The organism is Nonomuraea africana, assembly GCF_014873535.1.
Classification (GTDB): domain Bacteria; phylum Actinomycetota; class Actinomycetes; order Streptosporangiales; family Streptosporangiaceae; genus Nonomuraea; species Nonomuraea africana.
This window is the reverse complement of record NZ_JADBEF010000001.1, coordinates 455482-467384: the sequence shown is the minus strand read 5'-3', so window position 1 is coordinate 467384 and position 11903 is coordinate 455482. Positions and strand designations below refer to the sequence as shown.

The 11903-nt window shown below is 71.3% G+C and carries 8 protein-coding genes; 7 read left to right on the top strand and 1 reads right to left on the bottom strand.

Going from position 1 to position 11903, the window contains the following annotated elements; all coding sequences use genetic code 11:
- Positions 1-985: 985 nt before the first annotated feature.
- On the top strand, positions 986-1171 hold the full coding sequence (rpmF, locus tag H4W81_RS49830; RefSeq protein ID WP_192773219.1) for a 50S ribosomal protein L32: 186 nt from the start codon (positions 986-988) through the stop codon (positions 1169-1171).
- A 43-nt stretch (positions 1172-1214) separates the two neighbouring features.
- Here the strand turns inward: rpmF and H4W81_RS02110 are convergent, their stop codons facing one another.
- Complete coding sequence (locus H4W81_RS02110; protein ID WP_192773218.1) at positions 1215-1406, bottom strand: hypothetical protein; 192 nt, start codon at positions 1404-1406, stop codon at positions 1215-1217.
- Between the two features lie 596 nt (positions 1407-2002).
- On the opposite strand from H4W81_RS02110, the gene H4W81_RS02105 reads away from it, so the two are divergent.
- The 6 genes from H4W81_RS02105 (at position 2003) to H4W81_RS02085 (ending at position 11671) form a co-directional block, all read left to right on the top strand.
- Positions 2003-4747 carry a helix-turn-helix transcriptional regulator gene (locus tag H4W81_RS02105; protein ID WP_318781468.1) on the top strand — a complete coding sequence of 915 codons (2745 nt, stop codon included), beginning with the start codon at positions 2003-2005 and terminating at the stop codon, positions 4745-4747.
- 199 nt (positions 4748-4946) lie between these two features.
- Positions 4947-6971, top strand: a complete 2025-nt coding sequence (locus H4W81_RS02100) for an AAA family ATPase (protein WP_225958413.1) — start codon at positions 4947-4949, stop codon at positions 6969-6971.
- Entirely contained in the window at positions 6881-7666 is a 786-nt protein-coding gene (locus H4W81_RS49120; protein ID WP_318781467.1) for a helix-turn-helix transcriptional regulator, read from the top strand. Before H4W81_RS02100 ends, H4W81_RS49120 begins: the two co-directional genes overlap by 91 nt.
- A gap of 231 nt (positions 7667-7897) precedes the next feature.
- Entirely contained in the window at positions 7898-8626 is a 729-nt protein-coding gene (locus tag H4W81_RS02095; RefSeq protein ID WP_192773217.1) for an alpha/beta fold hydrolase, read from the top strand.
- A 172-nt stretch (positions 8627-8798) separates the two neighbouring features.
- The gene (locus tag H4W81_RS02090) at positions 8799-11555 is read left to right on the top strand and encodes an AAA family ATPase (RefSeq protein WP_192780555.1); all 2757 of its coding nucleotides are present in this window, start codon (positions 8799-8801) and stop codon (positions 11553-11555) included.
- Positions 11552-11671, top strand: a complete 120-nt coding sequence (locus H4W81_RS02085; RefSeq protein ID WP_225958412.1) for an aldehyde dehydrogenase family protein — start codon at positions 11552-11554, stop codon at positions 11669-11671. The genes H4W81_RS02090 and H4W81_RS02085 overlap by 4 nt, the downstream gene beginning before the upstream one ends.
- The last annotated feature ends 232 nt before the right edge of the window (positions 11672-11903 follow it).

The window sequence follows — 11903 nt, the reverse complement described above, 5'->3', positions numbered from 1 at the left end:
GGCACATCAGTCAGTTGACGGCCAGAAACAGTGGGCCACGCTCCGCTGCCATGGCACAGGCGTCTCGCAGCGCCCCCGACCAGCGCAGGACCAGCACTCCCGGCGCGCGGCCTCTGATCCGTCCGCGTGCACGGCACGGGAATTGAGCGTCGAATCTCCGCCCATGCACCGCATCTCACGCCCAGCAGGCGGCCGGTCAGGGCGGTTGCGCGGCCGATGAGAGGCAGGCGAGCTTCGCAAGGCCCCTCGCGACTGACCGTCAAATGACCGATGTGACCGCACTGTTTTCGGGACGAGGGTGATGGCACCGAGCCAAGTACGTCGCCGTCCGGACAGGCTCCGGCGTCCCGCTGCAACCGATCCATCGCTCCGGTCGCGTCCCTGCACGCCAACGTCGCTCACGCGGGCGGTGCGTTGTTGCACTTTCTCTATCTCGAAGACTCCTGGGAGGAATTCCCGTGCTCAGCATCAAGGATGTACGCAGGCGACGGATCGTGCTGGCCGCTCGGTCACCGCGGTGAACGCGTGCCGGACCTCCGCCATCGCGACGTCGAGGCACGCTCGCGTGTGCCGGAGTCGCCCGACCAATTGGGTTCGAACTAACCTGAGGTTCTTGTTACGATGGGTGCCATGGAGATCGAGGTCGACAGAATCTAGCCACCGAACTGCCGGTGGCTTCATCCGCGTGGGGCTTGCCCGCCGATGAAAGACCGTTCTCCTGACGCAGCAGCGCGAGTCCGCCCGTCTGAGGCGTTGACACCTGCGCTTGAGCTTTGCTGGCACGTTCGCATCGCACCGACCTCGGTCCCAGTTCGTGCCTGAGAACACGCAACTTCGATCTTCCCTACGCCTTCCGCCCATCGCCGCGCGCAGATGGCGGTCTCAGTAGCCCTGATCGAAGCTCTCGCCGCAGCGACTCACGGCCCGTGGTCGGTTGTCCGCCAGTTCCTCTGGCACCCGAAACCACCCACGAAAGGCCGTGGCCATGCAGCACCGTACGTCACGCTCCCGCTCCCGCCACCGTCGCGCTCACTGGAAAGCGAGCACCCCAGCGCTCACCACCTGCACGAATCCCGCATGCGGCAAGCCCACCCCGCCGCACCGCGCATGCCAGCACTGCCGCGGCTACCGGGGTCGCGAGGTCTTGCCTCCGACGGGCGGTGACACGTGAGCACCATCCTCACCAAGAGGAGCCGCTGGATGCGCATTCGGGACTATCTCGCACAGACCGGTGCACCCGCGTTCCGCTTCGGCCAGCTCATCGCCGCGTGGCAGAGCTCAACAAGCACCGCGATCTCATGCCGCAACACCAAGATCTCCACCTCTTTGGAGGCGTTGCCCCGGGTGAGCAGCACCAGCCAGCCGAACACCCTGCCCACCAGCAGATACAGAAGTCGAAACAGCACGAGAGCCGAACCTAGAAGACCAGGTCGGACTCTCTGCGTCAGTTCTGGCACCGGACAGGCAGGCCGATCAGCCGTCAGCGCAGCCGCCGGTCCGGGGAGAGGCCCGAGCGCAGCGAGAGCGCCGACCTGGAGGGGCGGCAAGCGACGGCTATCATCGGCCGCCCCAGGACTCCCGGGCTGGTGACCGGCGGCATCTGAAGATGAGCGGGTGATGTACACCCTCGTCCAGCCGCCGCCCGCCTCCGGCTGAAGCGCGAGCGCGAGGCCTCAGCGGGGCAGCCGGTCATCGGTGGCGTGCGGATAACTTGGCCTGCCGTCCGATCGGGTGTCGGGGGCTGCAGACAGGCATGCACCACCCCCTGCCCCTCAAGGCTAGGGTACCGACCAGGGTTCATCCCTGGGGCGACGGGCGGCTGCTGCCGGGATCATGGTGGTCGGTGCCGACCGGCATGCGCTGTGGCGAAGGAGCTGACGATCGTGGACTTCAAGATCGGGGATCTGAACGGGCCGTCGTGGTACGCCGTCCATGTCGCCGGAACCGCCGGCCTGGGCAGCTGAGACTCGTGGCGGAGCCTGAGCACGGAGGTCGACGGGACGTGGCGAATATCTCACCGGGGTCGCACCTGCGCGGGCGGGCCCGGGAACAGGAGGTGCTCGACCGGCTGCTGCGTGACGTGCACGGCGGGCACAGCCGGGCGCTGGTCCTGCGTGGCGAGTACGGTATCGGCAAGACCGCCCTGCTGACGTATCTGGCCGGCCAGGCGCCGGTGGGCCGCGTCGTGCGGACTGCCGGGGTGGAGACGGAGTCGGAGATCCCGTACGCGGCACTCCAGCAGGTGTGCGCGCCCCTACTGGACCACCTCGATCGGTTGCCGGAGGCGCAACGCGGGGCGCTGACCACGGCGTTCGGGCTGAGCCGTGGCAAACCGCCCGGGCAGCTGCTGATCGCGCTGGCCGTGCTGGGTCTGCTGGCGGAGGCTGCCGCCGACGAGCCGCTGGTCTGCGTCGTCGACGACGCGGAGTGGCTCGACGGGCTCTCCGGGGCCATCCTCGCGTCCGTGGCCCGTCGGTTGCACGCCGAGTCGGTGGCTCTGGTGTTTGCCGTCTCCACGTCGGCCACCGCACCCGCGCAGGCCAACGCCGAGTACCTCGCCGGCCTTCCGGAGTTGCGGGTGGACGGGCTCGGCGACGACGACGCCCGGGCGCTGCTGGACTCGGTGCTGCCCGAGCCGGTGGATCCCCAGGTGCGGGACCGGATCGTCGCCGAGGCACGCGGCAACCCGCTGGCGCTGCTGGAACTGCCACGGGGGCTGTCCCCGGCGGAACTGGCCTTTGGCTTCGACGGCGCCCGCAGCGCCTCACCGGCGAGCCGGGTCGAGGAGGACTACCGCCGGCAGATCGCTGCGCTGCCCGCTGACACCCGGCAGCTGGTGCTGGCGGCCGCCGTGGAGGCTGTGGGCGACGGGACGCTGCTGCTGCGCGCGCTGGAACGGCTCGGGATCGGGCCGGAGGCGGCCGCTCCGGCGCGGATCGACGGGCTGATGGAGATCGGTGCCAGGGTGCGGTTCCGACACCCGCTGGTTCGCGCGGCGGCCCGCCGTTCGGCGGACGCCGCCGAGCTGCGCGAGGTACACCGTGCTCTCGCCGAGGTGATCGACCCGAGCCGGGAACCGGACCGCCGTGCCTGGCACCGAGCCCAGGCCGCGGTCGCGACCGACGAGGAGGTCGCAGAGGAGCTCGAGCGCTCGATCGGCCATGCTCTGGCCCGCGGCGGCTACGCCGCCGTCGCCCACGTCCTGGAACGGGCCGCCGAGCTCAGCGCGGACAGCACCGCGCACGCCGCACGCCTGCTGGTGGCCGCGGACGCGTACCTGACCGCCGGCATGCCGGTGCGGGTTCCCCAGCTGCTCGACATCGCCGGGACGGCTCCGCTCGACCCGAAGCGCCAGGCCCACGCGGAACGGCTGCGCGCGCAGGCGGCGTTCGCGCTCACGCACGGCCGGGCCGCAGGGCCGCGTCTGCTCGCCGCGGCCCAGCGACTGGCGGAGCTGGAACCCACCGCGGCACGAGAGACGTACCTCTGGGCGCTCGGAGTGGCGCTGCACGCCGGCCCGCTCGCAGGCGAGGATCTGCACCGTGCCGCTGCAGGCGCCCGCGCCGTGCCGCCCGGCACCGATGCCGTTGGTCTTCTGCTGACCGGACTCGCGACGTGGGTTCTCGACGGGCACGCCGCGGCCGTCCCCGAACTGCGCCGCGCGCTGCGGACGTTGAGCGAGGACGACGACCTCCGGCTGCTCTGGCTCGCGGCTCCGGCGTCGCACGCGGTGTGGGACGACGAGACCTGGTACCAGCTCAGCGAGCGGGCGGTGGCGCACGCCCGGGCGACCGGCGCGTTGTCGCTGCTGCCGGCGGCCCTGTCCTCCCGGGCCGGAGCGCTGATCCAGGCGGGCCGTTTCGCGGACGCGGCCGCCCTGACCGACCAGATCGACGCTTTGGGCCGGGCGACCGGCCTTGTACCGGACCTGTGCCCCGCACTTACCCTGGCCGCCGCTCGGGGCCGGGAGGCGGAGGCGAGAGAGCTGATCGACACGGTCCTCCGGGACGCGGACGCATACGGCGAGGGGCGGCTGAACGGCATGGCCGACGTCGCCGCGGCGCTGCTGTACAACGGCCTCGGCGAGTACCCGGCCGCGATGCGGGCCGCGCAACGGGCGGCCGGGCGTGACGACCTCGGCGTTGGGAACTGGGCACTGGTCGAGTCCGTCGAGGCTGCCGCCCGGGCGGGAGAGACGGGCATCGCGTCCAGGGCCCGAGAGCGGTTGTCCGAGCGGACCCGGTCTGCCGGCTCGGATTGGGCGCTCGGCGTGCAGGCCCTTGCCGACGCGCTCGCCGGGTCGCCCGGCGAAGCCGAGGACCGCTACCGCGAGGCGATCGAGCAGTTGTCGACGACCCGGCTCGATCTGCTCGTGGCCCGGGCGCGCCTGCTCTACGGCGAGTGGCTGCGCCGCGCGGGCCGCCGGACTGACGCACGCGACGAACTGCGCGCGGCACACCACGCGTTCGCCGCGATGGGAGCGGAGGCGTTCGCCCGCCGTGCCGGCCGCGAACTGCAGGCCACCGGCGAGACGGTCCAGAGCCGGACGAACGGTCCCCGCGACGAGTTGACACCCCAGGAGACGCAGGTCGCCCGCCTGGCCGTGGCGGGACGTACCAACGCGGAGATCGGAGCGGCCCTGTTCCTCAGTCCGCGAACCGTCGAGTGGCACCTGCGCAAGGTGTTCACCAAGCTGCGCATCGCCACGCGCCGCGAACTCGCGGCCGCACTGCGCGTCCAGCCGTGAACTGACCGGGTGTGGGGCGTCCCCGTCGTCACAGTCCCACACCCGGTCAGTTCGACTGCCAAAACGGAGCCGCGACGTGTTCCGACGGCGGCCCGCTCCCACCAGGCTCACCTCTGACCTGGGGCGGCAGCGGCGCCCGGCCCGCAGATGTGAGAGGCTTTCGCTCGCCTCAAACATGTTCAGCGATGGCCGTAAGGAGATGACCATGCTGCTCGGGCGACGCACGGAATGCGCGGCACTGGACGCGTTGCTCAAGGCCATGCGCGACGGCCGCAGCGAGGCTCTGGTGCTCCTGGGTGAGGCGGGTGTCGGCAAGACCGCACTGCTCGACTACGCGCAACAGGCCGGCGGCGACCTGAAGGTCCTGCGGGTCGCCGGAGTCGAGTCCGAGATGGAACTCCCCTATGCGGCACTGCACCAGCTGTGCCTGCCGCTGCTGGACGGAATCGACCGTCTGCCGGCACCCCAGGCGGACGCACTGGCGACGACCTTCGGTTTGCGCGCCGGTGAGGCTTCCGGCCCGTTCCTCGTCGGACTCGGCCTGCTCAATCTGCTCGCCGAGGCGGCCCGCGAACGCCCGCTGTTGTGCGTGGTGGACGACGCCCACTGGCTCGACGACGCGTCAGCGCAGGTTGTGGCATTCGTGGCGCGCAGGCTGCGTGCCGAGTCGGTGCTCATGCTGCTTGCGAGCCGCCGGCCGATAGCCAGCATGCGCGGCCTGCCCGAGTTGGCGGTCCAGGGACTCGCAGAGGACGCCGCACAGCAGCTGTTGAGTTCCGTGGTGCGCTGGCCGCTCGACGACGGAGTCCGCGCCGCGATGCTCGCCGAGGCCCGCGGCAACCCACTGGCGTTGCTCGAACTTCCACTCGCCTCCCCGGACCGGCTCGCCGGCGGCTTCGGCCTGCTCGAAGCATCAGCGCTCACCGGACGGATCGAGGAGAGCTTCCGGCGCCGCATCGCCGAGCTGCCCGCCGACGCCAGGGAGTTGCTGCTGCTCGCGGCAGCCGACTCGTCCGGCGATCCGGTCCTGATGTGGCGGGCCGCAGCGGCTCTCGGGCTGAGCCCCGAGGCGGGCAGTGCCGTGCAGGAGGCGGAGCTGCTCACGATCGGGGTCCGGGTGGCGTTCCGCCACCCGCTGGTGCGTTCCGCGGTGTATCGCGTGGCCACGGCTGACGCACGCCGCCGGGTGCACAGTGCCCTGGCCGAGGCGACGTCACGGGAAGCCGATCCGGACCGGCGGGCCTGGCACCTCGCGCACGCCGCCGCGGACCGGAACGAGGCTGTCGCCGCCGAGCTGGAGGCGTCGGCGGACCGGGCCCAGGGACGCGGCGGGCTGTCGGCAGCCGGGGCGTTCCTGGAACGCGCTGCCGCACTGACCGGCGATCCGGCGGTGCGCGCCGAACGCGAGCTCGCCGCGGCCAGGTACAAGTACCACGCGGGCGCGCCTGAGGGCGCCCGGATTCTGCTCGACAAGGTGGAGTCCGGTCCGTCCGACGATCTGCGGGCCGCCCACGTCGGGCAGTTGCGCGGGCATCTGGCGTTCGCCACCGGACGAGCCGCCGAGGCACCGGTACTGCTGCTGGAGACCGCACAGCGGTTCGAGCAGCTCGACCCCGTCCTGTCCAGGGAGACCTATCTGGATGCCATCACCTACTCACTGCTGGCGGGCCGGTTCGCCGGCCGCGCCACCGTGGCGGAGGTGGCCGCTTCCGCGCAGACGGCTCCCGCGCCGGGCCGGTCTCCGCGCGCGCAGGACCTGCTGCTCGACGCCTTCGCCGTTCTGTACACCGACGGGCACGCCAAGGGCACCCGACCGATGCAGCGGGCTCTGGACGCCTTCCGGCGCGACGAGCTCCCGGTCACGGAGGCCATGCGCTGGCTCGCCATCGCCTGCCATGGGGCCTGCGAGACCTGGGACGACGTGGCCTGGGAGGCGCTGGCCGAGCTGAATCTCCGTCACACCAGGGATGTCGGCGCGTTGGTGATGCTGCCGGTCGCGCTGACCCAACGGATCGCGGCCCACCTGCACGCGGGCCGGTTCCCGGCCGCGGCCGAGCTGCTCGAGGAGGCGGAGGCCGTTGCCGAGGCGACCGGAATCGCCCGCCCCGCCTACGACGCGGCGGCGGTGGCCGCGTGGCGCGGCCGGGAGGCCGAAGCCGTCGGCCTGATCCAGACGGTGAGCACATCGCGGTCGAGCGAAGCGAGGGCATCGGTTTCACCCTGATCAACTACAACAAGGCCGTCCTGCACAACGGCCTCGGTCGTTTCGCAGAGGCGAGGAACGCGGCAGCGCTGGCGACGGCCAGCCCCACGGAGTCCGCGTTCGCCTCCTGGGCATTGAGCGAGCTGGTCGAGGCGGCCGTCCGCTGCGGCGACCGTACCCAGGCCGTCCAGGCCGTCGAACGGCTGGCCCGGACCACCACCCCCAGCACGACGGAGTGGGGCCTGGGCACGGAGGCGCGCTCGCGGGCCCTGATCAGTGAGGGCGCCGAGGCCGACGAGCTCTACCGCGAGGCTATAGAGCGGCTCGGACACAGCCGCGGCACGGTCGCGCTGGCCCGGGCCCACCTGCTCCACGGCGAATGGCTGCGCATGCAGGAACGCGGCGGGGAGGCACGCGAGCAGCTGACCACGGCGCACGAGATGTTCGCGGCCATCGGCGCCGAGGCGTTCGCCGAGCGAACGCGCCTCGAACTGGCAGCCTGCGGCGTGTCGGTGCCGCAGAGCGCCCAACAGCGGACGGTCGAACTGACGGAGCAGGAACGCCAGATCGCCCGGAGGGCCCGGGACGGCCGCTCGAACGCCGAGATCGGAGCCGAGCTGTTCCTGAGCGCCCGCACCATCGAGTGGCACCTGCGCAAGGTGTTCAACAAGCTCGGGATCAGCTCACGGCGTGAGCTGCGCACGGCCCTTCCGTAGACCTTCCGCGCCCCGGGCGTCGTCGGTCAGCGGCCATATCAGGTCGCGGATCTCATAGGCGGCGCCAACGACAGCCTGCAGCCTGCCGGTTCTGCGTCCGGTCGCTCACGGAATGCCCTGCCCGGGCCCCACCCGGGCCGGCCGCCGAACCCGGGCCAGGGGGCACTGGCCAGGGACAGCCAGGGATTGCCCCGGGGGCGACCGGGCCGCCGGGCGGGCGAGGCTGGCGGCATGCAGACAACAACCCCTGAACCCGTAGTCGTCCTCGTCCACGGCGCGTTCGCCGAGTCGTCCAGCTGGAACGGCGTGATCGAGCGCCTCATCGCCGCGGGGGTGACCGCGGTGGCGGTCGCCAACCCCCTGCGCGGCGTCCGCACCGACGCCGAGTACCTCCGGGACGTCGTCGCGTCCCTCGGCCGCCCGGTGGTCCTGGTCGGCCACTCCTACGGCGGCCTTGTCATCACCCAGGCGGCCGCCGGCGACCCGGCCGTCCGGGCACTGGTCTACGTGGCCGCCTTCGCCCCCGAGATCGGCGAGAGCGCGCTGGAACTGTCCAACCGGTTCCCCGGCAGCACGCTTGGCGACGCCGTCGTGCTCCGGGCACTGACCGGTGGCGGCACCGAGCTGTCGATCGACCCGGCGAAGTTCCCGCCGCAGTTCGCCGCGGACGCCGACCCGCGCGAGGCCGCACTGATGGCGGTCACGCAGCGACCGATATCCGAGGCCGCGCTCACCGAGGGCCTCACCGGCGCCGCACCCGCGTGGCGGGACCTGCCGAGTTGGTTCGTCTGGGGCGACGCCGATCGCAACATCCCCGCCGAGGCGCTGCGCTTCATGGCCGAGCGCGCCGGCGGCAAGGAGCTGGCCGAGATCCCCGGCGCCGGGCACGCCCTGCCGGTCACCCAGCCCGGTCCGGTGGCCGACTCGATCCTGCAAGCCGTCACGGTCATCCGCGCCTGACACCGACAAGAGGAGACAGAACACCCAGCCCGTCAAGTTCGGCAGGGGCGGGCGAGTCGCAGGCGGCGCGACACCGACATCAGCTTGAAAGGCCCCCGGCGGGGGCGTGTACGACCGACACGGATCGGAGTAGCCGATCCAGCGACAGAGGAGGATACGGGCAGTGGATCGCATGCATGCCCTGGTGGGTCGGGAGGCCGAGCAGCAGGCCCTCTCGGCGTTCATCGCCTCGCCCGAGGAGGGAGCCCTCGTCCTACGAGGCGAAACGGGCGTCGGCAAGAGCGTGCTGCTGGAACACGTCGCGGACCTCGCGTCGGCGACGGGCCACCGCGTGATCCGAGCTGCCGGGGCCGAAGCCGAAGCCGAGCTGCCGTTCGCCGGACTGCACCAACTGCTCTACCCACTGCTCCCTGACATGGACCGGCTCGACGGCGTCCACCGGGCGGTCCTCGGCGCGGTCTTCGGGAGGTGCGACGGGCCGGCGCCGTCCGTGATGGCCGTGGGCCTCGCGGTCCTCGACCTGCTCGCCCTCGCGGCGTCCGCGACGCCTCTTCTGATGGTGATCGACGACGGCCAGTGGCTGGACGTCACAAGCACCGCGGTGTGCGGATTCGTCGGCCGACGTCTGGCCGACAGCAAGGTGAAGCTGCTCGTGGGCGTGCGCTCCGGCGTCCCCGTGGGATTCGACAGCGCCGGGCTTTCCGAACTGCACGTGCCGCCCTTGTCGCGGGAGGCCTCGCAACAGGTACTGGACAGCCATTACCCCGCCTTGGCCCCGCACATCCGGGTTCTCGTCCTGGATGAGGCGATGGGCGTCCCTCTGGCGCTCGTGGAACTGCCGCCCTTGCTCAGCAGTGCCCCATCCGGACACGGCGTCGAGGAGGCGTTCGGGGCCGGGGGCGTGCCGCTTCCGCGTCGCCTCCAGCACGTCTACGGAGCACGCGTGGCGGCCCTGACCCCTGCTGTTCGCACGGAACTCCTGCGCGGTGCCCTCGACGGCGTCAGCGCGCGAACCGGCTCCAGTCCGGTGCGGGCGGTGCGGTACCGCATGCTGAACGCCGACGAAGCGGCCGCCTGCGGACTGCTGGACGTGGACCCGTACACCGGTGAGTTCGTCTTCCGGCATCCGCTCGTCCGTTCCACCGTGGTGCGGATGGCAACTCCCAACGAGCGCCGGGCCGCTCACACCGTTCTGGCCCAGCTGCACCGGCAGGACGTTGAACGGCACGCCACGCATCTGGCTGCGGCGGCGATCGACCCGAACGAACAGGTCGCAGCCGCGCTTGAGGCGGCTGCCGCCTCGGCGAGGCGGCGGGGCGGTGAAGCCGCGGCCGTCGCGTGGCTGACCCGAGCCGCGGAGCTGAGCGAGAACCGCGAGAGCCGTTCTCGCAGGCTCGGAGACGCGGCGTTCATCGCCGGGCAGGCCGGTCTCCTGGAGCGGGCTCAGCATCTCGTCCACTCCGGCACCACGCATGGGGTCCCGTCTCCGGCTGCCGTGGCCGCAAGCGCCTACGTGGCCCTCTACGAGGACGGGGAGGTGTGTTCCACGCACCGTCAACTGCTGAACGTGATCGAGAACATCCGTGACCGGGCTGAAGGCGAGCCGCACGACGTCCTCACGCCCTTGGTGAACCTCCTGCTCGTGATCAGCCAGTATGCGAGCAACTGCGCCATGTGGGAAAGGACCCATGCCGTGCTCGCCTCAGTGAAGCATCTGATCCCATCCAACTCGCTTGTCTACCAGGATGCCTGGAGCGATGTGCTGCGCCGGGGGACCGGGCTGCACGAGCGTGTGGAAAGCGCGTTCGTCAACTTTCCCCAGCTGGACCCCTGGGACGTCGCCCGGCTGTGCGACGTCGCCTACCGCGTGGGCGCCCTGGGCCGGTACCGGTCACATCTCCAGCGGACGATGGAGCGGGAGCGGGAGCGGGAGGTCGGGGCCAAGGCCGGCGACATATCCATGCTGCACTTGCTCCTTCTCGACCAGATGGCCGCTGGGCAATGGGAGGCCGCCGAGCAGACGGGCCGGCGCAGCCTGGAACTGGCAACGGTTCGCGGACTCACCCTCTTCGCCTACCAGAGCCGCGCCTATCTGGCCGTCCTCGCGGCCATGCGAGGTCGAGTCGAGCAAGCACGTGAGCTGCAGGCCATGGTCGACTCCTGGGCCGCCCCACGCGGGATAGGCCTCCTGACCCAGCTTGCCGACACCGCCGGCACAGTCGCTGCGCTGAGCGAAGGGGACTACGAAGCGGCGTATCTCCATGCCAGCGGCATCACCCATCCCGGCACGTTCGAGCCGTATCTTCACCAGGCCTCGGGGACCCTGCTCGACCTCGTCGAAGCCGCCCTCCACACGGGTCGCACGGAACAGGCCCGACGGCACGCGCTGGCAGCCCAGACCGCCGGGCTCCCGGACATCTCGCCCCGGCTGGCCCTGCTCACCTACGGAGTTCTCTCGATGACGGCGACCAACGATCGGGAGGCCGCCGAGATGTACGCGCGGGCCGAAGCGCACCCGGCGGGGGCGAACTTCCCCTTCGAGCTGGCCCGGATCCGCCTGGCCCACGGCATCCGCCTGCGGCACAATCATGGCCGCAAGGCCGCACGGCAGTTGCTGGCCAGCGCTGCCACCTGCTTCGAACAGCTCGGTGCCACAGGGTGGGCCGAGCGGGCGCGCACCGAGTTGCGCACCATCGACAACTCCTCCCGCACCTCGCCGATCCCCCTGACCTCGCTGACCTGGCAGGAGCGCCGCATCGCGGATCTCGCCGCCAGCGGCCTGACCAACAAGGAGATCGGCGAACGAACACACCTGTCTCCTCGAACCGTCAGCTCGCATCTCTACCGTGTCTTTCCCAAGCTGGGCATCACATCACGCGCCGCACTGCGCGACGCACTGGGTCGGCTCCCCGACCTGGCGAGCGCGTGAGCCCGTCAGGGGTGGCGTCCAAGGGGGTCGACAACTCCATGCACATCGCCCAGGAGGAGCTCTTCGGCCCAGTCCTGGTCGTCATCGCCAACGACTCCGACTACGGCCTGTCCTGAGGCATCTGGACCACCGACCCCCAGCGCGCCCTGGCGGTCGCACGCAGGTTTTGCACCGGAACCGTCACCAACAGCGGGCCCGGGCAGCCGAGATCACCTGATCGAGCAGGTGGTGTTCGCGGCTTCCTCGACGACGCGGGCGACGAGATCCGGATGGGAGACGACGACCGAGTGGCATGCGGCCACCTCAGGCGATGTGCGCGTCGGCGCGGTGGGCCATGAGGCCTCCTAT

What these genes read in the sequence shown, in the direction of transcription:
- rpmF (WP_192773219.1), top strand. Translation starts at nt 986, where the DNA reads ATGCAGCACCGTACGTCACGCTCCCGCTCCCGCCACCGTCGCGCTCAC.
- H4W81_RS02100 (WP_225958413.1), top strand. Translation starts at nt 4,947, where the DNA reads ATGACCATGCTGCTCGGGCGACGCACGGAATGCGCGGCACTGGACGCG.
- H4W81_RS02095 (WP_192773217.1), top strand. Translation starts at nt 7,898, where the DNA reads ATGCAGACAACAACCCCTGAACCCGTAGTCGTCCTCGTCCACGGCGCG.
- H4W81_RS02090 (WP_192780555.1), top strand. Translation starts at nt 8,799, where the DNA reads ATGCATGCCCTGGTGGGTCGGGAGGCCGAGCAGCAGGCCCTCTCGGCG.